22 protein-coding genes and 1 pseudogene are annotated in these 24,619 nt (G+C 56.9%); 10 read left to right on the top strand and 13 right to left on the bottom strand.

Annotated features, from left to right (window positions below):
- Nucleotides 1–167: 167 nt before the first annotated feature.
- The 6 genes and pseudogenes from LA5095_RS09690 to LA5095_RS09665 all read right to left on the bottom strand — a co-directional run bounded on the left by LA5095_RS09690 (nucleotide 168) and on the right by LA5095_RS09665 (nucleotide 6,968).
- Nucleotides 168–1,796: an acyl-CoA synthetase gene (locus tag LA5095_RS09690; RefSeq protein ID WP_055114446.1), complete on the bottom strand. Its 1,629-nt coding sequence runs from the start codon at nucleotides 1,794–1,796 to the stop codon at nucleotides 168–170.
- Nucleotides 1,786–3,777 carry an acetyl-CoA carboxylase biotin carboxylase subunit gene (locus LA5095_RS09685; protein ID WP_055114444.1) on the bottom strand — a complete coding sequence of 664 codons (1,992 nt, stop codon included), beginning with the start codon at nucleotides 3,775–3,777 and terminating at the stop codon, nucleotides 1,786–1,788. The genes LA5095_RS09690 and LA5095_RS09685 overlap by 11 nt, the downstream gene beginning before the upstream one ends.
- Nucleotides 3,777–4,292, bottom strand: a complete 516-nt coding sequence (locus LA5095_RS09680) for an O-acetyl-ADP-ribose deacetylase (RefSeq protein WP_055115511.1) — start codon at nucleotides 4,290–4,292, stop codon at nucleotides 3,777–3,779. Before LA5095_RS09680 ends, LA5095_RS09685 begins: the two co-directional genes overlap by 1 nt.
- A gap of 45 nt (nucleotides 4,293–4,337) precedes the next feature.
- Nucleotides 4,338–4,724 (bottom strand): annotated as a pseudogene (locus LA5095_RS09675) (ASCH domain-containing protein); the annotation flags it as partial.
- A gap of 5 nt (nucleotides 4,725–4,729) precedes the next feature.
- Complete coding sequence (locus LA5095_RS09670) at nucleotides 4,730–6,337, bottom strand: carboxyl transferase domain-containing protein (protein ID WP_055114441.1); 1,608 nt, start codon at nucleotides 6,335–6,337, stop codon at nucleotides 4,730–4,732.
- Between the two features lies 1 nt (nucleotide 6,338).
- Nucleotides 6,339–6,968 (bottom strand): TetR/AcrR family transcriptional regulator, encoded by a 630-nt coding sequence (locus tag LA5095_RS09665; protein ID WP_055115509.1) that lies wholly within the window; start codon nucleotides 6,966–6,968, stop codon nucleotides 6,339–6,341.
- 191 nt (nucleotides 6,969–7,159) lie between these two features.
- Here LA5095_RS09665 and ppk2 point away from each other — a divergent pair, with 191 nt between their 5' ends.
- Both ppk2 and LA5095_RS09655 read left to right on the top strand, forming a co-directional pair.
- Complete coding sequence (ppk2, locus tag LA5095_RS09660; protein WP_055114439.1) at nucleotides 7,160–8,068, top strand: polyphosphate kinase 2; 909 nt, start codon at nucleotides 7,160–7,162, stop codon at nucleotides 8,066–8,068.
- A gap of 105 nt (nucleotides 8,069–8,173) precedes the next feature.
- On the top strand, nucleotides 8,174–9,181 hold the full coding sequence (locus LA5095_RS09655) for a Gfo/Idh/MocA family protein (RefSeq protein WP_055114437.1): 1,008 nt from the start codon (nucleotides 8,174–8,176) through the stop codon (nucleotides 9,179–9,181).
- Between the two features lie 67 nt (nucleotides 9,182–9,248).
- On the opposite strand, the gene LA5095_RS09650 is transcribed toward LA5095_RS09655, so the two are convergent.
- Nucleotides 9,249–10,052: a helix-turn-helix transcriptional regulator gene (locus tag LA5095_RS09650; protein ID WP_055114436.1), complete on the bottom strand. Its 804-nt coding sequence runs from the start codon at nucleotides 10,050–10,052 to the stop codon at nucleotides 9,249–9,251.
- A 147-nt stretch (nucleotides 10,053–10,199) separates the two neighbouring features.
- Here LA5095_RS09650 and LA5095_RS09645 point away from each other — a divergent pair, with 147 nt between their 5' ends.
- From LA5095_RS09645 to LA5095_RS09630, 4 genes are all read left to right on the top strand, one after another.
- Nucleotides 10,200–11,792: an ABC transporter substrate-binding protein gene (locus tag LA5095_RS09645; RefSeq protein WP_173937300.1), complete on the top strand. Its 1,593-nt coding sequence runs from the start codon at nucleotides 10,200–10,202 to the stop codon at nucleotides 11,790–11,792.
- Nucleotides 11,793–11,871: 79 nt separating this feature from the next.
- Nucleotides 11,872–13,503: an amidohydrolase gene (locus tag LA5095_RS09640; protein WP_055114434.1), complete on the top strand. Its 1,632-nt coding sequence runs from the start codon at nucleotides 11,872–11,874 to the stop codon at nucleotides 13,501–13,503.
- 113 nt (nucleotides 13,504–13,616) lie between these two features.
- Nucleotides 13,617–14,768, top strand: coding sequence for a helix-turn-helix transcriptional regulator (locus LA5095_RS09635; RefSeq protein WP_055114432.1), 1,152 nt, complete (start codon nucleotides 13,617–13,619; stop codon nucleotides 14,766–14,768).
- A gap of 47 nt (nucleotides 14,769–14,815) precedes the next feature.
- Complete coding sequence (locus LA5095_RS09630; RefSeq protein WP_055114430.1) at nucleotides 14,816–15,181, top strand: DUF1304 family protein; 366 nt, start codon at nucleotides 14,816–14,818, stop codon at nucleotides 15,179–15,181.
- Nucleotides 15,182–15,246: 65 nt separating this feature from the next.
- On the opposite strand, the gene LA5095_RS09625 is transcribed toward LA5095_RS09630, so the two are convergent.
- Together LA5095_RS09625 and LA5095_RS32665 are read right to left on the bottom strand one after the other, a co-directional pair.
- On the bottom strand, nucleotides 15,247–15,789 hold the full coding sequence (locus tag LA5095_RS09625) for an AAA family ATPase (protein WP_055114428.1): 543 nt from the start codon (nucleotides 15,787–15,789) through the stop codon (nucleotides 15,247–15,249).
- Between the two features lie 276 nt (nucleotides 15,790–16,065).
- Nucleotides 16,066–16,455, bottom strand: a complete 390-nt coding sequence (locus LA5095_RS32665) for a hypothetical protein (protein WP_158510361.1) — start codon at nucleotides 16,453–16,455, stop codon at nucleotides 16,066–16,068.
- Here LA5095_RS32665 and LA5095_RS32660 point away from each other — a divergent pair.
- Entirely contained in the window at nucleotides 16,442–16,795 is a 354-nt protein-coding gene (locus LA5095_RS32660; protein WP_158510360.1) for a VPLPA-CTERM sorting domain-containing protein, read from the top strand. The two genes, LA5095_RS32665 and LA5095_RS32660, sit on opposite strands and share 14 nt — an antisense overlap.
- Before the next feature lie 120 nt (nucleotides 16,796–16,915).
- On the opposite strand, the gene infC is transcribed toward LA5095_RS32660, so the two are convergent.
- Nucleotides 16,916–17,455: a translation initiation factor IF-3 gene (gene infC, locus LA5095_RS09615; protein ID WP_082442468.1), complete on the bottom strand. Its 540-nt coding sequence runs from the start codon at nucleotides 17,453–17,455 to the stop codon at nucleotides 16,916–16,918.
- A gap of 293 nt (nucleotides 17,456–17,748) precedes the next feature.
- On the opposite strand from infC, the gene LA5095_RS09610 reads away from it, so the two are divergent.
- Nucleotides 17,749–18,207 carry a translation initiation factor IF-3 gene (locus LA5095_RS09610; protein ID WP_235808766.1) on the top strand — a complete coding sequence of 153 codons (459 nt, stop codon included), beginning with the start codon at nucleotides 17,749–17,751 and terminating at the stop codon, nucleotides 18,205–18,207.
- A 3-nt stretch (nucleotides 18,208–18,210) separates the two neighbouring features.
- On the opposite strand, the gene LA5095_RS09605 is transcribed toward LA5095_RS09610, so the two are convergent.
- The gene (locus LA5095_RS09605) at nucleotides 18,211–18,591 is read right to left on the bottom strand and encodes a YkvA family protein (RefSeq protein WP_055114425.1); all 381 of its coding nucleotides are present in this window, start codon (nucleotides 18,589–18,591) and stop codon (nucleotides 18,211–18,213) included.
- Nucleotides 18,592–18,749: 158 nt separating this feature from the next.
- Nucleotides 18,750–20,438, bottom strand: a complete 1,689-nt coding sequence (locus LA5095_RS09600) for an acyl-CoA dehydrogenase family protein (protein WP_055114423.1) — start codon at nucleotides 20,436–20,438, stop codon at nucleotides 18,750–18,752.
- 163 nt (nucleotides 20,439–20,601) lie between these two features.
- Between LA5095_RS09600 and LA5095_RS09595 the strand changes: the two genes are divergently transcribed.
- The gene (locus LA5095_RS09595; protein ID WP_055114422.1) at nucleotides 20,602–21,504 is read left to right on the top strand and encodes a YihY/virulence factor BrkB family protein; all 903 of its coding nucleotides are present in this window, start codon (nucleotides 20,602–20,604) and stop codon (nucleotides 21,502–21,504) included.
- A gap of 16 nt (nucleotides 21,505–21,520) precedes the next feature.
- On the opposite strand, the gene LA5095_RS09590 is transcribed toward LA5095_RS09595, so the two are convergent.
- Nucleotides 21,521–22,396, bottom strand: a complete 876-nt coding sequence (locus LA5095_RS09590) for a DMT family transporter (RefSeq protein ID WP_186009624.1) — start codon at nucleotides 22,394–22,396, stop codon at nucleotides 21,521–21,523.
- A 178-nt stretch (nucleotides 22,397–22,574) separates the two neighbouring features.
- Here LA5095_RS09590 and LA5095_RS09585 point away from each other — a divergent pair, with 178 nt between their 5' ends.
- Nucleotides 22,575–24,539, top strand: coding sequence for a methyl-accepting chemotaxis protein (locus LA5095_RS09585; RefSeq protein WP_208992634.1), 1,965 nt, complete (start codon nucleotides 22,575–22,577; stop codon nucleotides 24,537–24,539).
- Nucleotides 24,540–24,619 lie beyond the last annotated feature (80 nt).

Genomic DNA, 24,619 nt, shown 5'->3' with positions numbered 1-24,619 from the left:
GGTTAGCGGCGAAAGATCTTGTACATTGTTGTCACGGACAGGCATTGCGCATGCCTGATCCCAGTATGCCAATGCGTTTGAGAATGTTGCCGGGCATGGAGAGACCTGGTCCCAAGAAATTACAGCGATGACGCGCGGGGGCATCGGGTCCATTGCGAACAATGGTCTCACGCCTCCTGCTGGGCGCGGGAGCGCAGTTCCCGCCGGATGACCTTGCCCGTGGTCGTCATTGGCAGCGCTTCAACGAAGGAGACTTCCCGCGGGTATTCGTGGGCAGCCAGCCGGGTCTTGACGAAGTCGGCAATTTCCGCTGCGAGCCGGTCGGTTTGTTCGATGCCGGGTTTCAGAACGATGTAGGCCTTGACGATTTCCGTTCGTTGCGGGTCCGGTTTGCCGACGACGCCCGCCATGGCAACAGCCGGATGACGGATGAGGCAGTCCTCGATTTCACCCGGTCCGATGCGATAGCCGGATGACGTGATGACGTCATCATCGCGTCCGACAAAGCGCAGCCAGCCCCTTGCGTCGCGGACACCTGTATCGCCGGTGAGCAGCCAGTCGCCTGCGAATTTCCTTTTCGTTGCGTCGGGGTTGTTCCAGTATTCGAGAAACATTACGGGATCCGGCCGTTTGACGGCAATGTTGCCGAGCGTTTCCGGAGGCAGTTCCCGGCCATTGTCGTCGACGATCGCGACATGATGACCAGGGACGGCACGACCCATGATGCCAGGGCGGGTTTCCATGATCCGACTGCAACTGGAGACGATCATGTTGCACTCGGTCTGCCCGTAGAATTCGTTGATCGTCAGACCGAAAGTCTTGCGGCCCCAGTCGATCAGTTCCGTCCCGAGTGTTTCGCCCCCCGATGCGACGGAGCGAAGCTCGAAAGTCCACCTTTCCCGTGGTTGCGGTATCTGCCGCATCAGCTTGAGCGCTGTTGGGGGCAGAAAGGCGTTCCGGACCTTCTGATCCTCCAGAAGCTGGAAAGCTGCTTCTGCGGTGAATTTCCGGAAGCGGCAGGCAACGACTGGAACCCCGAGGTAGAGTGCAGGCATGAGCACGTCGAGCAGACCGCCGATCCAGGCCCAGTCAGCGGGCGTCCAGATGCGATCCCCCGGCTGCCCAAGAAAATCGTGGCTCATTTCAACGCCGGGCAGATGGCCGAGCAGGACCCTGTGTCCGTGCAGTGCGCCCTTGGGCTGGCCGGTGGTGCCGGAAGTGTAGATGATGATTGCAGGATCGTCGGCGGCGGTATCGAAAGGCGTGAAAACATCCTCGTGTCCTGCCATGTGACTGGCAAGGTCATCCGCGCTGCCATCTTCGCCATCGACACAAAAGACAGTGGTCAATTCCGGTAGCCGGTCTCGAAGCCCTGCCAGCTTCGCAGCCCCGCCGGCATCTGTGATTACCGCCTTCGTACCTGAATCGCGCAACCTGTATTCCAGGGCTTCCTCGCCAAACAGCGTGAAGAGAGGTATGGTGACGGCACCCAGTTTCAGCGCGGCGATATGCGCAAATGCGGTTTCCGGACGTTGTGGCAGCAGGACACCAATTCGGTCTCCGGGCGCAACGTTGCGGCTGACGAGCAGATTGGCAAGCTGGTTCGACAGGCGCTTCAGGTCGGCGTAGGTGTAACGGGCGGTGTCGCCGCCCTCGTCAACATAGATCAGCGCTTCGCGGGTTGGTTCCCTGTCCGCCCAGACGTCACAGACCGCGGCTCCGATGTTGAACCGCTCCGGAATGTTCCACGCAAATCTCGCCGTCAGCGCGTCGTAGCTATCAGCGTCAGGCAGCATCGGTTTCCTCCACAAGTGCAAGAAGCGTCGTGCCGTCGGTTACCTGCTCGCCTTCCGTGGCGAATATTTCTGCGATCACGCCATCCCGCGGTGCCTTGAGCGTGTGTTCCATTTTCATGGCTTCAAGGATGACGAGCGGTTGATCTTTGGTCACGGTATCGCCGGGCGCTGCCGACAAGACCTTAACCAGACCTGGCATCGGCGCAATCAGCTGATCGCCGGCAACGGTTGCTTCTTCGTCAGCGCTCAGCGTATCGGGCAAACCGATCGCAAATGCGTGCCCGTTCAAGAAGACGGTAAGACCATCGGTACTTTCGACCACAACAGTACTGGCACGATGGCCTTCGCAGTCGTAGGTGAAAGTGCCGCCGTTGACATCAATGATCGTATAGGTGCGTACCCCACCCTCAAGATGTACCGCGAACCGCCGATTACCGAGAGCGCGAACTTCGGTGTCGCGGCGTTCACCACCGACCTCAAGGAGTGCGAACTGGCGCGATGCGCTCCAGATGCGCCACCCTGCCAGAGTTTCGAACGGATCGTTTCCGCAAGCAGGTCTTGTCAGGCCGAGGGCCGTGAGCGCGGCGAGCGCCACAGCGTCTTCCGGGACTTCAGGTTCTTCAATGAGATCTTCAAGGTCCCGGTCGATCAGACCGGTATCGACATCACCAGCCGCAAAATCCTCGTGCCGGCAAAGGGCGGACAGGAAACCGGCATTGGTCACGCAGCCGGCAACTTCCGTAGCTTCCAGAGCCGAAAGCAGTTTGCCGAGCGCTGCGTCCCGGGTCGGGCCGTTGACGATCACCTTGGCAATCATCGGGTCGTAATAAGGTGTAATTTCGTCGCCGGGGCGAACACCACTGTCCACTCGTGCAATCCTTTCAGGCAGGGACAAGTGCTCCAGAGTGCCGATTGCCGGAAGAAATCCTTTCGGTGCGTCTTCAGCGTAGAGCCTTGCCTCGAAAGCCCAGCCGGAGAAGGAAAGTTCTTGCTGCAGTTTCGGCAGGGGCTCGCCGGATGCGACACGTAGTTGCCATTCAACGAGATCTTCTCCGGTGATCAATTCCGTGACCGGATGCTCGACCTGAAGGCGTGTGTTCATTTCCATGAAATAGAACCGGTCAGGATTGAGTCCTTCGGAAACGTCAGCAATGAACTCTATGGTTCCAGCCCCCGAATAGTTGATGGCTCTTGCGGCCTTGACCGCCGCGTTGCCCATCGCGGCCCGCATTTCATCCGTCATGCCGGGGGCAGGGGCTTCCTCGATCACCTTCTGATGACGTCTCTGCAGGGAACAGTCCCGCTCAAACAGATGAACCGCGTTGCCATGTGTGTCGCCAAATACCTGGATCTCGATATGACGCGGCCTGGTGAGATATTTTTCAATCAGCACCTGACCATCTCCGAAACTGGCCTCGCCTTCGCGTTGTGCTCCGGACAGAGCCTCCAGGAAATCTGCAGGATCGTCGACACGCCTCATGCCCTTGCCGCCACCGCCGGCACGCGCCTTGATGAGAACCGGATAACCGATTTCGCTTGCCCGCGCCTTCAGATAAGCCGGATCCTGGTTGTCGCCGTGGTAGCCGGGTACCACCGGAACGCCAGCCTGTTCCATCAGGACCTTGGCCGCGTCCTTCAGGCCCATGGCTCGAATGGAAGCGGCGCTCGGGCCGATAAAGGTGATCCCGGCCTTGTCCAGCGCTTCGACGAAATGCGGGTTTTCGGACAGGAAACCGTAACCTGGATGGACTGCTTCGGCGCCACTTGTCCGGCAGGCCTCAATGATCCTGTCTACCTGCAGATAACTTTCAGATACGGGTGCCGGCCCGATGTGGAACGCTTCATCCGCCATGGCGACATGCTTGGCGTTTGCATCGGCATCGGAATAAACGGCGACGGTCCTGATTCCCAGGCTTCTTGCGGTTGCCATTACCCTGCAGGCGATCTCCCCGCGGTTGGCTATGAGGATTTTCTTGAACATCAGTCTTCTTTCCTCTTCAGCGCCTTCACGAGATGTGCATGGGCCTGTTCATCAAACGCCACCAGCATGACGCTTTCGATACCAGGCAGATCGCCGAGGGCACTTCGAATGGCTTTGATTGCGGTTCCCGCTGCCAGGTCGGCTGGATAACCGTAGATGCCGGTAGAGATCGCCGGGAAGGCAACGGTCTTGCAACTGTACTCCGCGGCAAGCCGAAGGCTGGTTTCATAGCAACTGGCAAGCAGGTCGGGTTCGCCTTCCTCACCGCCGCGCCAGACCGGCCCGACAGTGTGAATGACATGTCTTGCCGGCAATCTGTATCCGGATGTGATTTTCGCCTGACCGGTCTTGCAACCATGCAGAAGACGGCATTCCTGGACGAGTTCCTGTCCTGCGGCACGGTGGATCGCACCGTCCACACCGCCGCCGCCCAGCAGAGAGGAGTTTGCGGCGTTGACGATGGCGTCCGCCTCAATTTTCGTTATGTCTCCTACAAGACTCGTGATCCGGCTCATGGCTTGCCTTTCGCACTGCGCATCCTGAAGGTCTTCAATCAATCTGAAGCGTTCGCAGACCAGCCACATTGTGGGTTCAAAGCCGCCGTTGCGTTCGAAAAACGCCTGATGATCTGCGCGCCAGCCTTTCAGGTCTTCATTTTCACCCTCGGCCAAGGCGAAATCTTCTGTAACGTCGCAAAACCGTGTGGTCGATACATCAAGGGTTTCCAGAACAAGCGCCGGTGTTCCGTTCCAGTTGAGAGCGATGTCCCTGCGGCCGGTCACGGGCATGGCCTCCTCGCCGGATTCAAAGTCGCGAAGTGCACCGCAGGTTGCCGTCTTCTTTCCGGCCCGCACGAGTCCGATCAGATCGCTGCTCAGCTCCTCGCCATCGCCAAAACTGAATGTTTTGGCGCCGGGGTATTTTTGCTTAAGGTGCTCCAGATCCATCGACATTACATCCTGAAGAGACCAAACCGGGTGTCCTCGATCGGAGCGTTCAGCGAAGCCGAAAGAGAAAGGCCGAGAATATCGCGGGTCTTGCGCGGATCGACGATGCCGTCGTCCCACAGGCGGGCCGTGGCGTAGAGGGGGTGTCCCTGCTCTTCGAATTGTTCGATGATCGGCTGCCTGAAGGCCTGTTCGTCTTCCGTCGACCAGTTGCCTCCCTTGCGCTCGATGCCATCCCGTCGGACGGTTGCCAGAACACCGGCGGCCTGTTCTCCGCCCATGACCGAGATGCGCGAATTGGGCCAGGTCCACAAGAAACGGGGAGAATAGGCCCGGCCACACATGCCGTAATTGCCAGCGCCGAACGAACCACCGACGAGCATGGTGATTTTCGGTACGGAGGTGGTGGCGACCGCCGTGACCAGCTTGGCACCGTCCTTGGCGATACCGCCGCTTTCATATTTCTGCCCGACCATGAAGCCGGTGATGTTCTGCAGGAACACAAGCGGGACTTTCCGCTGCGAGCACAGCTCGACAAAATGTGCTCCCTTGACCGCGCTTTCGGAAAACAGAACGCCGTTGTTGGCGATGATGCCCACCGGCATGCCGTGAATATGGGCAAAGCCGCAAACGATCGTGGTGCCGTAGCGCGCCTTGAATTCGTCAAACCGCGAACCGTCGACCACCCGGGCAATCACTTCGCGAATGTCGTAGGGCGTTTTCAGGTCCGCCGGGACGACGCCGAAAATCTCCTCCGGGTCGTATAGCGGATCTTCCGGCGTCTGCAGCGTCAACGGCGTCGGCTTTGTCCGATTCAGGCTGGCGATGGCGCGCCGGGCAAGCGCAAGTGCGTGCGCATCGTCGCGGGCCAGGTGGTCGGCAACACCGGACAGGCGCGTGTGCACATCGCCGCCGCCGAGATCTTCCGCTGTGACTTCCTCGCCGGTCGCTGCCTTCACCAGGGGTGGGCCAGCCAGGAAAATGGTGCCCTGGTTCCTGACGATGATGGTCTCGTCGGACATCGCCGGAACATATGCACCGCCTGCCGTGCACGATCCCATGACAACGGCGATCTGGGCGATGCCTTTCGCCGACATGTTCGCCTGATTGTAGAAGATGCGGCCAAAGTGGTCCCGGTCCGGAAACACCTCGTCCTGATTGGGCAGATTGGCACCGCCCGAATCCACCAGATAGATGCAAGGCAGATTGTTTTCCGAGGCAATTTCCTGCGCGCGAAGGTGTTTTTTCACCGACATCGGATAGTAGGTGCCGCCTTTGACCGTGGCGTCGTTGGCGAGGATCATGACTTCCTGACCTTCCACGCGACCGATGCCGGCAATCATGCCGGCGGACGGGGCGGCCCCGTCATACATTTCGTGTGCTGCAAGCATGCCGACTTCGAGGAACGGAGAGCCCGGATCAAGCAGTCGGGACACGCGCTCTCGCGGCAGGATCTTTCCGCGGGAAACGTGACGCTGACGTGCGTTCTCGCCGCCGCCGTCGAGGGCTGTCCGGGCAGCCTCCTTTACAGACTCCATGGCTGCTTCGTGAGCAGTCCTGTTGGCTGTAAAGTCACTGCTTCTCGGCGACAGATTCGATTTCAGGATGCTCATGTCATCCGGTCTCCGTTTGGAAATTTCTGGTTTCGGATGCAACGGCCTTGCGCACCATGGTCAGGTAGAGGTCCTCGACGTCGTGTTCACCCAGGTGGCCGCCCTCCCGGTACCAGGTCGGGATGCCCGTCAGCATGGCGATGATGGCTCTGGTCGCGACTTTCGGATCGTCCACGCTGTATCTCCCGGCAGCGGATCCTTCGTGCAGGATCGATGTCAGGATGGCTTCGTAACGGCGGCGTTCCGCTTCGATGATCTCGAAGTTGTCCGGTTCAAGATTGCGCAGTTCCATATAGGAAATGAACACCTCATCAGCCCGCTCCAGATGGTAGCGGATATGGAAGCGTACAAAGCGTTCAAGAGGGTCCATCGCCTCCGGGAACCGTGCGGTGTCCCAGGCAGTCAGCAGATCTGCCATATGGGTCAGCATCAGATCCTTCAAAATGTCCTGCTTCGTCGGGAAATGATTGTAGAGGGCGCCTGGCCGAACCCCGACATCGGCAGCAATTTCACGCATGGAAACCGCAGCGTAACCGGCACCTGCAAATCGCTTCAGTGCCGCCATGCGCACACGTTTTGCGGTTTCCTGGCCCTTTGATCCGGGTGCAGATCTGGTGGCGATCGTATGCATCGCGTCCTCCCTTGCCCATTCTATAAATGAACGTTCATTCATTTTCAAGTTGTTTGCGGCGATGAAAATGTGATGAAAGGCCGTTGAACTCGTCGAATTGGCATGACTGTCAAAAAACTTACATGGTTAAGTTGTTCACACTCTGTGTGGGTTAGAGACAACGGTTTGAGATTGTTCAAAGGGATCGATTGATGACAGACGAAAGTGCAAAGAGCTGGGTTGAAGCAGAATGGGCGGATACTCTCGACGAAGAACTGGAAATGGAAATCGATGACTTTCTGGTTGCCAGGGATCTCCAGTTCATTTCCGAGAAAAAGCACAAGTCACCGATCGACCGGAACGCTTACTTTCACGAACTGCTCAGGCTTCAGGCGGAACTGGTCAAACTGCAGGATTGGGTTCAGCACACCGGCGAGAAGATCGTTGTTGTGTTTGAAGGCCGGGACGCCGCCGGCAAGGGCGGTGTGATCAAGCGGATCACCCAGCGCCTCAATCCGCGCGTTGCCCGCGTCGTCGCCTTGCCTGCGCCAACGGAGCGTGAGAAGAGCCAGTGGTATTTTCAACGTTATGTGCCGCACCTGCCCGCTGCCGGCGAAATGGTTCTGTTCGACAGGTCCTGGTACAACCGTTCCGGTGTTGAACGGGTGATGGGCTTTGCGTCCGAGGACGAGGTCGAGCAGTTCTTCAACGATGTGCCGGAATTTGAACGCATGATTGTCCGCTCCGGAGTACGGTTGATCAAATACTGGTTCTCGATCACGGATGAAGAGCAGCAGCTACGCTTCCTGATGCGCATTCACGATCCGCTGAAACAGTGGAAACTGTCGCCGATGGACCTGGAATCCCGTGTTCGCTGGGAAGATTACACCAAAGCCAAGGAAGAGACCTTCGAGCGTACCAATATCCCCGAGGCACCCTGGTTTATCGTCGAGGGTAATGACAAGAAACAGGCGCGACTGAATTGCATCAGTCATCTTCTGTCGCAGATGCCATACGAGGAAATACCACACGAGCAGATCAACCTGCCGGAGCGCCGTTTCAATCCGGACTACGAACGCAAGGTGCTGCCCGAGCATCTTTATGTTCCTCAGAAATTTTGACGAACTGTGATAGACTCAGGCCATCGTGTTGAAGATCCCGGTCTTGCAGGCCGGGATTTTTGATGCCAACTAACGATTGTGCCTCGGTAACGGGAGAAATAGACAATGGATGGCAGTAAAATCCGCTGGGGGATCGTTTCTACAGCAAAGATCGGCCGGGAAAAGGTCATACCGGGGATACAGGCTTCGAAGACCGGCGTTGTCGCGGCGATCGCCTCCCGCAATCGCGACAAGGCGGGTGAAATCGCCGGAGAACTCGGTATCGAAAAGGCCTACGGGTCCTATGAAGAGCTTTTTGCCGATCCTGACATCGACGCCATTTACAATCCGCTGCCCAATCACATGCATGTGCCGGTAACGGTCCAGGCAGTCGAGGCCGGCAAGCATGTGCTTTGCGAGAAGCCGATTGCCCTCAGTGCGGAAGATGCATCGACGCTGCTCTCGCTGCCGAAGGACAGGCTCATAGCGGAAGGCTTCATGGTTCGCGCACATCCGCAATGGATCCGGGCGCGTGAAATCATCCGCTCCGGTGAACTTGGCGACCTCCAGGCAATCCAGGGCTTCTTCAGCTTTTTCAACGACGACCCGGACAACATTCGAAATCGCGCGGACATGGGCGGTGGTGCCCTGATGGATATCGGCTGCTACACCATGCTTGCGGGCCGTTACTTCTTTGAAGCCGAACCGCAACGTGTGGTTTCGTTAATCGACCGCGATCCGGAATTCGGCACCGACAGGTTTACAAGCGCCATGATGGACTTCGGATCGGGACGTCAGCTCACATTCACGGTTTCGACGCAGCTGACACCATTCCAGCGGCTTCAGTTGGTCGGGACGAAGAAGCGCCTTGAAATCCCCATTCCATTCAATTCGCCTCAAGGTGACGCATCCGAATTGCGGCTTGATGACGGGTCGGAGCTTGGCGATGGTTCGGTTCAGCCGGAAGCGATTGCACCATGTGACCAGTATGCCGAACTGGCTGATGTTTTCGGCCGAGCCATCCGCGGGGAAACAACCCTCACCTACGGTGTCGAAGACGCGCTGCAGAACATGAAGATCCTTGATGCGATTTTTGCGTCTGCCGAGCGTGGTGGATGGGTTGACGTGACTTGAAACGCTTCTGCCTTGTTCGGCGTGTGGCGGGAATAGAAGGTCGGGGCGGCCTTCCGGTTACCTGGCTCTAGACCAGAAGGTTCATCCCGTTTGCAGTGTTCGCAAGCGCCTGATTTTCCGTCAAAAATGCTCTGATTGCAGGTTCGATCTGCCTGCTGTTCGGAGCAAATGCACCACAGGCGCGAACCGCATCGCGGATGCTGACCTTGTCCTCAACCCGTTTCCAGATCGACCGCGACGCATAGGGCATGATGTGGGGCTGCCAGGCAATTCCCATCGTGGTGCCACGAAGGTATTTCACTTCCTGACGGTATGAGGGTGTCAAAATCGTTTCGACGATACTGCCTTCGCGCATCATTTCATGTTCAACGATATAGATCCGGTTGCCGCGCCGGGTGACAAGACCCTCGTAGCGGGACTTTTGCGAATGACTGGCTTCGGTTGACTTGATCCGTTCAAGCGATCTGGTCGTGACAAAGCCGTCTATCTCGCGAAGCCAGACGAGGCTTTTCAAAATCATTCCGTCCCAGGTCGGTGTCCAGAAATGAGCGTGGTAGAAGCCCAGATAGGGGCGCAGGGTTGCTGCCTGATCCCTGAATGCCGCCGTCATGAGGTCGGCCGGACCTGAACTCTGTTTCGGCCTGCCGATCAGACAGCGGAGATTGAACTCCTCATGGCTTGAAAACAGATCGGCTTCGGTCAGATCGAAGTGCCTGGCGATGCGGCGCATGTTGTGGGCTGAAGGCAGACCGGTGCCATTCAGATATCTGTTGAACTGTTGTCTGTTGATGCCGATTTCACGACAGACACGGGCGATTGACCCGTGCTCGGCACATATGCTGCGCAAATTTCTGGAAAAATCAGCCGTCACTCGATTCAAATCCTTCGCAGTTAGAAGCTACTTTGATGCAATTAGCTAATAAAAGCATATCTTCGCGAAGTTTTCATTTTTGTTTTTTCGGTCGAGTCTCCCGGTCGAATAGGGAATTGACCGGGTGATCCGCGGGAGGATTGAGACATGAATTCACGAGACCAACATGCAAAGTGGCTGCTGAGTGAAATGGAAAGTGGCCGGATGACACGGCGTGAGTTTCTGGGACGCAGTGCGGCTGTCGGAGCGGCGCTGAGCCTGGGTACGAGCCTGTCAGGTGGAGCGCTTGCCGCTACCGCCAAGAAAGGCGGCCACATGCGGCTGGCCATGGGGCATGGAGCGACGTCCGATTCACTTGACCCGGCAACACTTACCAACGGCCTTCAATGGGTGATCGCATACGGAGTTGCCAACACGCTGACCGAACTTGATGCGCAGGGAAACCTCGTCGGTTCGCTGGCAACGGAATGGAGTCCTTCTCCTGATGCCACTGTCTGGACGTTCAAGCTGAGGAACGGGGTCGAATTTCACAACGGCAAGACCATGACCGCCGAAGACGTCGTGGCTTCCCTGAATTATCACAGAGGTGAGGATTCAAAGTCTGTCGGCAAACCGGTCATGGCTTCGGTGACGGATATCAGTGCGGACGGCGATACGGTTGTCGTCACGCTGTCCTCCGGCAGCGCGGATTTCCCTTATAATTTCAACGAGGCAACCTTCGGGATTTACCCTGCCAAGGACGGAAGCATCGACTGGAAAGCAGGCGGAACGGGCGGCTATGTCCTGACGTCCGAACAACCCGGCCGGACGTACAAATTCGAACGCAATCCCAACTACTGGAAGGACGGCGCGGCACATGCGGATTCGGTTGAAATTCATTCCATCACAGATCCGGTTGCCCGCCAGAACGCACTGATCACAGGCGAAGTGGACTGTATCGATCGTGTGGAGTTCAAGACCCTCGCGCTGATGGCCCGCAAGCCGGGTATCATTGTCGAAGAAGGCACCGGGCCCTTGCACTACACCTTCCCGATGCTGACCAAACGTGCACCATTCGACAACCTGGAACTGCGCAAGGCTCTCAAATACGCCATCAATCGGCAGGAAACGGTCGACAAGATCCTGTTTGGCCACGGCGTGGTCGGCAATGATCACCCGATTGGACCGTCCTACCGGTATCACGCAACGGATATCGAGCAGCTCAGCTACGATCCCGATCGTGCAAAACATCATATGGAGAAATCCGGTCTCGGAAACATCACCATCGACCTGAGTGCATCGGACGCCGCCTATAGCGGTGCCCTGGACGCAGCTGTGTTGTTCCAGTCCTCCGCGAAACCCGCAGGCATCAACATCAATGTTGTTCGCGAGCCGAATGACGGATACTGGTCTGACGTTTGGATGAAGAAACCCTGGAGCGCCAGCTACTGGGGCGGGTATTCGATCGAAGACACGATGCTGACAACCGGTTTCGCACCCGGTGCGGCCTGGAATGATACGCAATGGGATCATCCGCGTTTCAACGAACTGATGGTGCAGGCAAGAGCCGAACTGAACGAAGATCTGCGCGCGGAAATGTATCGCGACTTGCAGGTCATTCTTCGGGACGAGGGTGGAAACATCGTACCGATGTTCGCCAATGAAGTGCATGCCCGCACCGAAAAGATCGCCCATGGCGAGCTATCCTGGGTGCGCGGCTTCGACGGCCGGCGGATCCTGGATCGCTGGTGGATGACGTAACCGGCTGCTGTGCAGCACCGCCGTTCAAGAAAGTGAAAACGGCGGTGCTCGAAAGCAAATCTGATTTACGGAAACGTGCATGAGCAGTCCACAGGCGCTTTACTTCAACGGCACAGTCCTGACGATGGACGACGACCTGCCGATCGCTTCTGCTGTCGTCACCGACGGTGAGCGCATTCTGGCAGTTGGAGAGGAGGCGGCACTGCGAGCAGCACTGAAACCGGATGCGGAAGAAGTGGATCTCAAGGGGCGGACGATGATCCCGGCCTTCATCGATCCACACGGGCATTTCCCTGATCCCGGTTTTATTCAGCTCTTCAGGGTCGATCTTGCTCCGCCACCTCGGGGCGACTGTCTCGACATCCAGACAGCATTGAAAAGACTTGCAAAGCGGGCAGCGGCAACGCCGAAGGGCGAGTGGGTCATGGGCGTGCTCTTCGACAACACAGCCGTTGCCGAGAGAAGAATGCCAACCCGGGCGGAACTTGACGACGTCTCAATCGAACACCCTGTCTGGGTGATCCATGCGTCGGGGCATAATGGTGCTGCCAATTCCGTTGTCCTGAATATGCTCGGCGTCTGCAAGGAAACGCCTGATCCGGCCGGGGGCCGATTCGGACGTGATCTGCAAACCGGTGAACCCAACGGTCTGATCGAGGGCCTGTCGGCCATGGGCGTCATGAGCGATACCGATTTTCTGATCGATCGCGAACGCTTCTGGCCCGGCTTCAACGCCTGTCGGGACGAATATCTTTCCCAAGGCGTGACCCTTGCACAAAATGCCTGGTCAACGCGCAAGATGCTTGAGCATTTCAACAGTCTTGCCGAAGGTGAAGATCCGGGGATCGACATTCTTCTGCTTCCGATCGGGGAGCTAGAGCCGGATCTTTCCAGCGGCCCGGAGGCGCTGCAATGGCGCAACAACCGGTACTTTACGCTTGGCCCGCGCAAGCTGTTCACAGATGGAGCCTTTCAGCTGCAGACAGCTTATCTCAGCGAACCCTATTACAAGCCGTTCAATCCCGATTCTCCGTACGGCATGACCTATACGGAGCGCGAGGAGCTGTTCAACCAGGTGCGGAAACTGCACCGGATGGGGTTCCAGATCCATTGTCATTGCAACGGCGATGCGGGCACAGACAATCTTCTGGATGCGATTGAGGCCGCGCTGGAAGACTTTCCGCGTCAAGACCATCGCCATACCGTCATCCATGGACAGGTTCTTCGGGAAGACCAAATGGCACGCATGGCGCGGCTCGGAGTATCCGTCAGTTTTTTCACGGCCCACATTCACTATTGGGGGGACCGGCATCACGACACGTTCCTTGGGCCGGATCGTGCGGCGCGCATTTCTCCGGCCGCCTCGGCCGAGCGTCACGGTGTGCGTTTTACGATCCACAATGATGCTTCGGTGACGCCGACCCGACCTCTTCACTTGATACAGTGCGCTGTCAACAGACGCACCGCTTCGGGACGGACCCTGGGTGAAGAAGAAAGGATTTCAGTCAGATCGGCGCTCAAGGCACATACGATCGATGCCGCCTGGCAGGTCTTTCAGGAAGACGAACGGGGATCCATATCGGCCGGCAAGCTGGCCGACTTTGCAGTCTTGAGCGGAAATCCGCTTGAGCATTCGGATAACCTGGATGCCTGTTCAGTCGTTCAGACCATACGGCGGGGCCAATCCGTGTTTGAAGAGGCGAGCAGTTGACTGCCCGCCTTGTCTCGCCCGAAATTCATCCTCCAGATGGGCTATGACACCGGTCATCAAACCGAATAAGCTGTTGCAAGACGCCGTTTTGCAATCAGTGGATTTGAACCGAATTGTCTGACGAGATCCAGGACCTGACGCTCAAGATATACGATGCCGTTGCAGACCCGGGTCGTTGGGGCGCCGCGCTCGATCAGCTTGTAGACCGCGTGGGAGCGCAGGGAAGCATCATATTTGAATGGGAGGACAGCGAAGGTGACCGCCGACTGACCGCACCGATTCATTCGGGGTATTATTCCTCCGATGCGATCTCGGTCTATCTCTCGAAGTGCCAGGACATGGAAGCCCGGGATCAGGCGATCATTCGCCAACACACCCATGATGACGACGAGATTGCACTGCTTGACGATACGCTGCTTGCGTCTTCCGTCGACGAGCTCAAACAGCAGGAACACGTCCAGAAGCTGATGCGCCTTGGAATATTTCACCGCGCCGCCGGAGTGATGAACAAGGACAATCGCTGGCTTTCGCTCTTCTCGGTGCAGTTGAATGCCGCGAGAAATCCACTGGATGCAAAAGAGCGGCATTTTCTGTCGCAAGTCCTGCCGCATGTCGCCAAAGCGCTGGATCTCAGCATTCCCATTCGTCAACTTCAAAGCCGGTATCAGCGGGTTCTTTCGGCCATTGATGAACTTGCGATCGGTGTCTGCGTCCTAGACAGCCGTGCCATGATAGTTGCGCGCAACGAGGAGTTCAGGCGCCAGCAGGAAACCTATCGGCTGTTTCGCGTCGGCCAGGGCGGTCAATTGCGGATTGCGGACCGGTCGGGTCAGAGCCAGCTTGACCGTCTCATGTCGGACTGGCGCGAACATGGCAGGTTCGGGGGCCGTCCCCGCAAGGAAAGTATCCTCAGCCACACGGACACTCCTTTGTGCATCGAAATCACACCGCTGCAGAAGTCGGATGAGATCGGCAACGGTCTCTTTGGCGGATTTGTCCTGTGCAGTACGGACACGAGCCTGCCGGTCATGTGCGACAAGACCCGAATTCGGCAGGCCTTCGGACTGACGTCCGCCGAAGCTTCGCTGGTTGATGCGATCGGGGAAGGCCTGACCAATCCCGAGATTGCAGACCGTCGCAACCGGTCTGTCTCAACGGTCAATGCTCAGACAAAGTCCATCCTTGCGAAATCGAACTGCGCCAACCGCACGCAGTTCGTAAGAATGATGATGCGGTTCGGTGCCAGTTTTCTGACGCCGAGGTGACCCAGGCAATTGAAAGGCGCGAACTTAAGATCAAAAGGATTTGAAACATGACTTACATTTACTGGCTTCTGATGCTGGCCGTTATCGGCGGGCACTTGTTCTTTGCGTATGGGCAATGGTTCAAATGGCCGGATCTTTGCGAAAAGCTGACCGATCTGACAGGTGAAGAGGTTGAGAAAACGGCGTTCCTCGGCCGAAGCTTTTCGTCTTACAACGCGTCCGTAGGTGTCGGGCTTTGCCTGAGCTTCTGGCTACCGGTGCCTGCCCAAGCCTGGGTGCAGGGCGTGGTACTTGCGCTGATTGTCTTTACCGCGGCAATTGGTGCCCAGGGGACCAAAGGAAATTCAATTCTTGTAATGCGTCTGGTACCTGCCGCCCTGGCACTGGTGTTCCTGATACTGTCCGGGACGTAGTCCCCTGAAGCAATTCGGACCAAAATGAGATCCGTGCGTTTTGTGCGGATCCATGTTCCGCGCGCTCACCGGTTCAGTTCGAGCGCCCAGTTAGCGATTGCAGACGACGCTTCGGTCGCGGTCATACGGGTTGTATCAAGCTCCAGCAGATACCTGGCATCCGCTCCGTAAAGCGGCTTTGCCTCTATATGGTTTCGCAAGGCGTATTCCGGATCGCGAGGCTTGCGTTTCAGACCGCGCTCTTCATCCTGGATGCGGCGAATATTTTCGTCCAGATCGCATTTGACGTGAACGACGCAGAACGGCGCGCGTGTCTTGCCCAATTGTTCGATCCGCTGCCATTCGGCATCGCCCCAGTCGCCTTGACCGGCAAGCACGGTCGTCAGGACAACGGGTTGTCCGGACGGGAGTTTCCGGATCAGGTCATGGGCAATTTTTTCGATCTTCTCCACCGTGTCACGGAATTCCGGTGACTTGAACTCCGTCAGGGCGAAGGCGACGTTGTAGACTGAATGGATATCGAGCAGCTTGCCATTCAGCCTGGTGGCCAGTTCCCTGCCGATGGCCAGTTTGCCGACACCAGGGTAACCGTTCAGTAGGATGATCACGCGATTTTCCCAATTACTGCGTGTTTGGGCTGACGATCACTGACCTTGCTGAACAACCGAACCAGGGTCAACTGATATTCGGGTTCCGATTTCTCCTTCGGTATCAAATCAATGCTCAATGCGAGCAATCCATGCTGAGGTCGTTCGTGTATCTGTTTTTGTTTGCCTGATACTGCCGATTTTCTCGAATGCCGTGATATCTACTCAAGACGGCACCAAGTCAAAGACCGTTGAAACGACAGTATTTTCCGGGATGAGTGCCTGAATATGGGCAATTCATCGCCTCGGATTGGAAAAGAGAATCAACCTAAGAGATTGTTTTTGGTTGTGTTTTACCGTAACGTCCTGAAAATTAACCCGAATTAATTTGACTCTGTTTGAATTTAGGACTTTATTCAACCTAAGTATTTTTCTGGAGTAGTGAGTTATGCATATTTTCAAAAGCTCCATGGCAAGCATGTTTGCGCTTGCTTTTGCCATGTTTGGGTCGTCGATTTTCACTGCACAAGCGGCACCGATGAGCTGCACAACATCTGCTGGTGGTTCGGGCGCAACTTTGACGCTGTCAGACGCAACTGCCGCCGCTTGTTTCACTGGAAATGATACCAACCAGATTGATAACTCTTTCTTGTTGTTTGGAATGACCGGATGGGTGCTTTCAGACAAAAACGATGGCCCTGACGGAGACGGAACGATCGATTTCGTCACTGGGCCGACTAACGGCACGAAGAGCGGAGGCTGGTCGATCGACACGCTTGCGGGACTGACCAAGGTTGTCATCACGCTGAAGGCCGGGAACGGATTTGGTGCGTTCCTGCTCGATCTCACGACTCCCGATCCTCTGTCCGGAACCTGGGCCTCAACAAAAGGTCTGTCGCACGCGTCGATCTATTACAACGGAACACCAACGATTGTTCCACTGCCTGCAGGTGCCCTGCTGTTGATCACGGGTCTTGCCGGTTTGGGACTGGCGGCTCGACGCCGCAACAAAAGGCAACCCGTTTGATTTGCAGATGACGATTTGACGTCGCAAAACCGATGGCGCTTCAGGATTTGTGCAGCCTGGGCTGTAAATTAAAAAACCCCGCAAAAGCGGGGTTTTTGTTTGTCTCTACCGATGGAGCGGTTATTTGATGGGAGCCAGAACCATCACCATCTGGCGGCCTTCCAGTTTTGGAGAAGATTCCACCTTTGCAATCTCGGAGGTCTCTTCACGAACCTTGTTCAGAAGGTTCATGCCGAGGTCCTGGTGCGCCATTTCACGTCCGCGAAAACGGAGCGTGACCTTCACCTTGTCGCCGTCGTTGAAAAATCGCAGCATGTTCCTCATCTTCACTTCGTAGTCGTGCGTGTCGATGTTCGGACGCATCTTGATCTCCTTGATCTCGACGGTCTTCTGCTTCTTTCGGGTTTCTGCAGCTTTTTTCTGAGCCTGATACTTGTACCGGCCATAGTCCAGAATCTTGCAGACCGGGGGATTGGCGTTCGGCTGGATTTCAACAAGGTCCAGACCTGCATCCATCGCGATTTCCATCGCTTCTTCGGTCGATATGACGCCGCGGTTGGCGCCTTCATGATCAATCAACTGGACTTCGCGAACGCGAATTTCTTGGTTAGTGCGCGGGCCTTCCTTCGTAGGGGGCGGGGCGCGGAACGGACGGCGAATGGTCGCTAACTCCTCTATCGTTTAAACTTGGTGCCAGAACCTGGCTCTGCAAGGTACAAAAAAACCCTCGGAACTCATGCTCCAAGGTTTCCGTTGCATATGTCCTAGCACCACTCGGTAAATTCCTGCGAAACCGGCAAAAAGTCAACCGAAATCGCCGATTCTGCCTCTCACTGATTTTGTGTGTGCGTGTAGCCGGTATGTTGGCTGTCAGGTGCCAGGTTTTCTTGCCCAGCTGTTGCATTGTGAAGGATTACATCTCAAGTAAGGACTTAGCGGGCAATTTAAAGGAGGTGCTTGAATTGGACGGCGGAAAATTTCTGGTTCAACTCCTTAAAATTGTCCTTGGCTTTATCCTCGGCCTTGTTGCCTGCGGTCTCTTTCTGGCATGGGGTTTTTTCCAGGCCGCGCATCCCGATGAAAACCCGATTGCATTCGGGGCGATGGTCGGCACCGGCCTGGTCGGAGCAAGTGTCGTCGGGGCGGCAGCCTTCGTGCCGGCGGGCATTTTGATTGCGATTGCCGAACTCGCCCGTCTCAGGGGGATTGTTTTTCACCTGGTCGCAAGCGGCAGCATTGCGTTTCTGCTCTGGACCGTGGGGTTTGATGGGGAAACCGGTGATCTGAGGCCTGGAAGCGTGGTCGTCCTGGCAGCCGGGTTCCTGGCAGGTCTTGTCTATTGGACCATTGCCGGCCGCACATCCGGTTGCTGGCAGCCGGAAAGGCCCAAAGAGCCGATGTCCGGCAGTTGATGGCTACAAATCACCATCCTTCAGCGCTTCGCGTGCGGCGTCGTAGTGATCGTCGTGCATATGTCCGCGGATCATCGCGATCGCGGCCATCAGAATGGTTGCGTCGTCGCCAAAGCCGACGCCGATCAGGAAATCGGGAATCGTATCGATAGGCAGGACGAAGTAGGCGAGCGCGGCGAGCACAGACACGCGTACCTTGGCAGGTGTTGCCGGATCAAGGGCGCAATAGTATCCGGCGACTACATCTTCCATGAACGGGATCTGCCGAGCAGCCTTCCTGGCCGTTGCGAGCAGTTTCTGCCGAACCGTCTTTTTCTGTTCTTCTTCCGGACCAAGGTATTCGGCTTCGAAACCCAAGTCTTCAAATGAAAAAGAGGAGGTCATCGTTGTGGTCTCCCGTTTCCTGCCACCATATCATGTGGGGGATTAATACAAGAATTCAACGATGGCGCCCGTTTCTGGCGAACAGGCTGGTGCTATCACCACCGTTCTTGCGCAATGGAAGACAAGAGGCGGCACGACCGGTTGTTTCCTTGTCTGCCCTACTGGATCCCGCGGGTTTCAAGCAGGCGCCGGGCAATCACCTGTGCCTGAATTTCCGCAGCTCCCTCAAAGATATTGAGAATGCGCGCGTCGCACAGGACGCGGGAAACGGCATATTCCAGCGCAAAGCCATTCCCACCATGGATCTGCAGAGCGTTGTCGGCTGCGGCCCATGCAACGCGCGCGCCGAGCAACTTGGCCATACCGGCTTCCAGGTCGCAGCGTTTGCCGGAATCCTTTTGCCAGGACGAGAAGTAGGTCAGCTGCCGGGCTATCATAAGTTCGGCGGTCATCATCGCGAGCTTGTCGGACACACGCGGGAAGTGGACCAGTGCCTTGCCGAACTGGATGCGTTCTTCGGCATAGCGCAAACCGAGATCGAGCGCGGACTGGGCGACACCGAGCGCTCGGGCCGCCGTTTGAATGCGCGCGCCTTCGAATGTCTGCATGAGCTGCTTGAAGCCTTCGCCTTCAACCTGTCCCAGAAGATTTTCGGCATCTACCTCGAAATCGTCAAAGGCAATTTCGTATTCCTTCATGCCGCGATAACCGAGCACTTCGATTTCGCCACCGCTCATGCCGTCTGCCGGAAACGGGACTTCGTCCGTTCCCCGCGGTTTTTCGGCGATAAACATGGACAGACCCTTGTAACCGGCTTCGTCCGGGTTTGTGCGGGCGAGAAGCGTCATGATGTCCGCGCGCACGGGATGCGTGATCCAGGTCTTGTTGCCGGAGATCTTCCAGGTGTCGCCATCCTTGACCGCTCGTGTCCTGAGCGATGCGAGGTCGGATCCGGTGTTCGGTTCTGTAAAGACAGCCGTGGGCAGGACTTCCCCGGAAGCGATCTTCGGAAGCCAATGCTGTTTCTGTGCATCCGTTCCGCCGCAAAGGATCAACTCCGCCGCGATTTCGGACCGGGTTCCCAGGGAACCGACGCCGATATAGGCGCGTGACAATTCTTCGGATACCACGCACATGGCTTCCTTGCCGAGCCCAAGCCCGCCGAATTCTTCCGGAATAGTGAGGCCGAAGACGCCGAGTTCGGACATCTGGTTGACGACATCAAGGGGGATGTATTCGTTCTTGAGGTGCCATTCATGAGCATTGGGAACAACGGTGTCCTCCGCGAAACGGCGCATTTCGTTGCGGATCTGCTCCATCGTGTCATCGAGACCCGGATCACCGAAGGTCGAGTGACCGGCCTGATCCCGGATGAGCGACGTGATTTCACCGCGGATCGCAGGCCTGTTCCCGGCTTCGATCAGGACGTCGATTTCGCGGACACGATGGGCGCGCGCCTCATCCGCTGAAATGGCGAGATCCGACAGGCGGACGATTTCGCCCTGGTTCATCGGAATACCACCGAAGATCTGTGCCAGGTATTCGGCAAAGCCGAGCTGAACGATCCGTTCCTCCAGCGTGCCATACCTGCCCTCTTCGCTCAGTCGTCGTGCATAGGCGTCGAGCTGGCGAAGCGATTCGACATAGGTTGCGAACCAGGCAAGGCCATGAGTTGCGCGTTGTTCCTGTTCCATAAGCTTTGAGGACACGCGGCCGTCTTCCGACACAAGCGCCCGGACACGTTGCGCTGCAAGATCAAGCAGGTCGTCAAGCGCGCCGACAGCAGCTGCGGTTTGTTCAGTCAGGCTCTCTGGCGATTCTGCCGCCGTCAGGACTGCAGTGGACATGGGCGATCTCCGTTTTCATTTGTTGCGCCGTGGCGCTTTTTGTTGAAGCTATGTTGCGTCGCACACACTCATTTGTCGAGCCGGAATTTGTTCATCTTTCGCAGGGGGCAGTTTTCTGGCGGCAGCACTTGACTGCCGGGGATGCCAAAGGCCAGATCAGGATATGGGTGTACGAAAGACATTTCTGGAAACTTATTCGGTCCTCAAGGACGCGATCGGGCATTTTGCGCGCGATGACGGCTTTGCAATGGCCAGTCACGTGGCTCTTTCCGGCCTTTTGGCAATCTTCCCGCTTTTGATCTTCATCGCGTCCCTGGCCGCGTTTTTCGGCATGACGGGTGCAGCCGACACGGTATCGGACCTGGTATTTGATGCCTGGCCGGAAACGGTGGCGGCCCCGGTCGTGCGGGAGATACACAATGTGCTGACGGTCCGGCGTGGCGATTTGCTGACATTCGGTGCCATTGCCGCGTTCTGGTTCGCCTCCAACGGCGTGGAAGCATTGCGTACCGCACTCAATCGAGCCTACAGGCAGCAGGAGCGCCGGTCGTTCGTGGTTTTGCGCCTGCAATCCCTGGGGCTCGTTCTGCTGGGCGCTGCGATCCTGCTCGCCTACACGTTCCTGGTCGTACTTGCACCACTGGCGCTGGCCGGGCTTCTGGCCTATGCGCCGAAAATCGAGGGTTTTCTTCTATCCATCAATGTGGCGCGTTACTCTGTGGCAGGATCTCTGCTGATCATCGGACTGTTCGTGACGCACTGGCTGCTACCGGCCGGCAAACGGAGTTTCAGTGATCTGTGGCCGGGTGTCCTGGCAACCCTTGTCATGTGGATCATTGCCGGTGCTGCCTTCGGAACCTACCTGGCAAGTTTCGCAAATTACGTCTCCACCTATGGCGGTCTTGCCGGCATCATGACCGCGCTGATCTTTCTCTATATCTGCGCACTGGTGTTCATTCTGGGGGGTGAGCTCAATGCAGCCATCTCCCGACAGCGCAAGCTCAAGGTGCGCCTGAAGGAACGGGCTGCGGTGAGCGAGACGGCTCCGGCCAAGGCAATCACCTGATTGATCGGCGATCGCTTCAGGATTTTTGCGGTGATTTCCGGATCACCAGCACTGCGCCGATGATGAGCGCCATTCCTGCAATCTGGATCAGGGTCAGCGTTTCGTCGAACAGGAAATAGCTTTCAACCGCCGTTGCCACCGGGACGAGATAGAAAAGGCTGGCAACCTGTGAGACCGCGCCTTCGCGAATGAGGAGCATCAGCAGCAGGATTGCTCCGACGGACAGGACCAGCACGAGCCAGCCCATCGCAAAGATGAGTTCGCCCGACCAGGTGATCTGCCAGGTTTCGAACAGCGTGAGGGGCGTGGTGAACATCAGGGCACCGACATATTGCCAGATGGTTGCTGCCAAGAGATCCGTTTTGGCAGCAAAACGCTTCTGGTAGACCGTGCCCAGGCTTATGGCGGCAACGGAAACGAGGACTGCGGAAATCGTTATCACCGTTATTCCGGTTCCACTGATGTCGAATTTCGGCCCAAGGACAAGAACCAGACCACAGGCGCCAATCGCCATGCTGATCCAGTGCTTTCTGGATACGGTTTCGCTGAGCAGCATCACGGCAATCAAGGCCGTCAGAACCGGCTGAAGCCCGACGATGATGGACGACGCTCCAGCTGGCATGCCCTGCTTGATGGCCCAGAAAACACCGCCCAGATAAACGCCATGCACCAGCATTCCGGTCACGAGGCAATGCAGTATCGCCGTCGGCGACTTCGGCCAGGTCCTGGTCAACAGCAGAGCCAGCACAAAGAGAATCGGCAGGACGAGGGCAAAACGGACGGTGAGAAACACCAAGGGGTCGATATACGGCGCTCCGAGTTTCGAGCCGATGAAACCGGTCGACCACAGCAATACGAAGATGATCGGAGCGGCTTTGGTCAGGAAATTCAAGAGCAGCCTCAATAGGAAGGGAGCCGACGCGGATCGTGCACCGTTGAAACTTGGCAAATTACGCAGTCGTTAACCGTAATTTGGCATTTTTGGCCAACTTTTAGGAAACAGTCGGAGCCATAGGGGACATACGCCGGTGCCTTTCGTATCGCAATCACCTTTTTGGATCTTGTCGAAATTGTCGGTCAAGGTCAGGATACTCGCGCTAAGTCTTTTTACGATCGCTGGATTGCTGGCGGTCGGCGGTGTCTATTTCTGGAGCCAGAATGAACTGAACACAGCGTTTTCCCGGATGGGAGAGAGTTCGCGCCTGACTGAGGAAGTGGCCAGCCTTTCGCAAATGGCATCAGGACTGCAGGTTGTAGAAAAGCAGTATCTGGGATCACCGTCCTCGGAGAGCTATCAGTCGTTTCTTGCGACGCTTCAATCTGCGACAATCCTGCTCACGAAAATCCAGGAAAATCCGTCCGCCGGGACATATCAGACCGAGATCTCGGATGTCAGGGGCACTCTGGCGGGTGCCAACGAGGCATTCGAGACGCTGGATGCTCTCCAGCAGCGCATCGGATACGACAATAGGCAAGGTTATCTGGCCGTGCTCAACGAAAAGACCGGTGCCGTAAAAAACCGTCTGCAGGAAGAAATGAAATTCGGGGGTGGACCGGATTTCGAGAAGCTGGCCAGAGCAATCCTGGCGGTACAACTCGCGGAAAAAGAATACACCTTGAACAACACCACGGACGCTGTCGACGTGTTCGATGCACAGTTCGCCGCATTCGAGAAACTGCTGAAAAAAGTCTATATCTCCGACTCGATCAAAAAAGAGTTGGCGGACAACATGACCGCCTACAAGGCAACGTTTGACGAATACAAGGTTACATCCGCGGACAAGCTCGAAAGTGTCGCGCTGCTGGAAAGCCTGTTCGAACTTGTCCCGCCACGCATCGCCTCGCTGAACGAAGCCGCCGCCGGGATTCAGACGGAAGCCTCTGGTCAGCTCGATACCGCAAGAACAATCGCGCTCTTTGCAATCGGTGGCACCATTCTTCTGCTTCTCGTGCTGCTTCCCGCGCTGGCATTCGGTATCGGTCAGTCGATTTCAGGACCGCTCGGTCGTCTGCATGCGGCAATGGAAGCGCTTGCCGGTGGTCAGACCGAGCTTGATCTTCCCGAGTTGCCGGGCAATACCGAACTGGCATCAATGACCCGTACCGTCCGGGTGTTTCAGGAAAATGCGATCGAGCGTGTGGAACTTGCGGCTGCAAAGGACCAGGAAAACCACCTGCGAGAAGAGCGTGTTGCCCGTCTCGACAATCTCATTTCCGGTTTCGAAAGCACCGTCTCCGACGCGCTGGATAAACTTGATCGCGCGAACGGAGAATTGGGTCAGACGTCGCAATCCATGGAGCAGGCCGCCGACGACGTGGCCAACCAGTCTGACGAGGCAGCCGTCGCGGTTCGAAATGCCGCCGAAAACGTGACGTCTGCCGCACATTCTGCCGAAGAGCTCGCCGCCTCGATTTCCGAGATCGCCGACCAGGCAAACCAGTCGACCGAGGTCGCCCACAAGGCGGTCAAAAGCGCATCAACCACGGTGGAAACCATGCAGGAACTTTCAGGAGCTGCCGATCGTATCGGCGAAGTCATGGGCCTCATCCGGGACATTGCCAACCAGACGAACCTGCTTGCCCTCAATGCCACGATCGAGGCAGCCAGGGCCGGTGAAGCCGGGAAGGGGTTTGCGGTCGTGGCCGCCGAAGTCAAGCAGCTTGCGGATCAGACGTCCCGGGCGACGGAGGACATTGCTACGCAGATCGAAGCGATCCAGGGGTCGTCGAGCCAGGCGGTTGACGCGATCGAGGATGTCAGCAAGATCATTTCCGACATGGAAGGTCTTGCATCGGCTGTCGCAGCAGCCGTTCAGCAGCAAGACGAAGCCGTGCAGGCGATTTCGGAAAACGTTTCAAATGCATCAAACAGATCGGAAGAAGGCGTGTCCCGGATGGAAGCGGTCGGATCGGCCGCGGAACTGGCCCGGTCCAACGGAACCGAAGTCGAGCAACTGGCTGAATCACTCAACAATCAGGGCACCTTGATTCGACAGGAAGTTGCAGATTTCCTGACGGGTGTCCGCGAAGCCTGAACCTGCTAAATCAGTGCTGCGCCGCGACGAAACCGTCGCGGCGTTTCGCCTTCTGGCGGACCGCCAATCTTCGTGCTAGT

This window comes from Roseibium album, assembly GCF_001404515.1.
Lineage (GTDB): Bacteria > Pseudomonadota > Alphaproteobacteria > Rhizobiales > Stappiaceae > Roseibium > Roseibium album.
This window is presented reverse-complemented; position numbering and strand designations above follow the sequence as displayed.

Excerpts from the sequence above, each read along its gene's own strand:
- LA5095_RS09690 (WP_055114446.1), bottom strand. The coding sequence starts at position 1,796 with ATGCTGCCTGACGCTGATAGCTACGACGCGCTGACGGCGAGATTTGCG.
- LA5095_RS09685 (WP_055114444.1), bottom strand. The coding sequence starts at position 3,777 with ATGTTCAAGAAAATCCTCATAGCCAACCGCGGGGAGATCGCCTGCAGG.
- LA5095_RS09680 (WP_055115511.1), bottom strand. The coding sequence starts at position 4,292 with ATGAGCCGGATCACGAGTCTTGTAGGAGACATAACGAAAATTGAGGCG.
- LA5095_RS09670 (WP_055114441.1), bottom strand. The coding sequence starts at position 6,337 with ATGAGCATCCTGAAATCGAATCTGTCGCCGAGAAGCAGTGACTTTACA.
- LA5095_RS09665 (WP_055115509.1), bottom strand. The coding sequence starts at position 6,968 with ATGCATACGATCGCCACCAGATCTGCACCCGGATCAAAGGGCCAGGAA.
- ppk2 (WP_055114439.1), top strand. The coding sequence starts at position 7,160 with ATGACAGACGAAAGTGCAAAGAGCTGGGTTGAAGCAGAATGGGCGGAT.
- LA5095_RS09655 (WP_055114437.1), top strand. The coding sequence starts at position 8,174 with ATGGATGGCAGTAAAATCCGCTGGGGGATCGTTTCTACAGCAAAGATC.
- LA5095_RS09645 (WP_173937300.1), top strand. The coding sequence starts at position 10,200 with ATGAATTCACGAGACCAACATGCAAAGTGGCTGCTGAGTGAAATGGAA.
- LA5095_RS09640 (WP_055114434.1), top strand. The coding sequence starts at position 11,872 with ATGAGCAGTCCACAGGCGCTTTACTTCAACGGCACAGTCCTGACGATG.
- LA5095_RS09630 (WP_055114430.1), top strand. The coding sequence starts at position 14,816 with ATGACTTACATTTACTGGCTTCTGATGCTGGCCGTTATCGGCGGGCAC.
- LA5095_RS09605 (WP_055114425.1), bottom strand. The coding sequence starts at position 18,591 with ATGACCTCCTCTTTTTCATTTGAAGACTTGGGTTTCGAAGCCGAATAC.
- LA5095_RS09600 (WP_055114423.1), bottom strand. The coding sequence starts at position 20,438 with ATGTCCACTGCAGTCCTGACGGCGGCAGAATCGCCAGAGAGCCTGACT.
- LA5095_RS09595 (WP_055114422.1), top strand. The coding sequence starts at position 20,602 with ATGGGTGTACGAAAGACATTTCTGGAAACTTATTCGGTCCTCAAGGAC.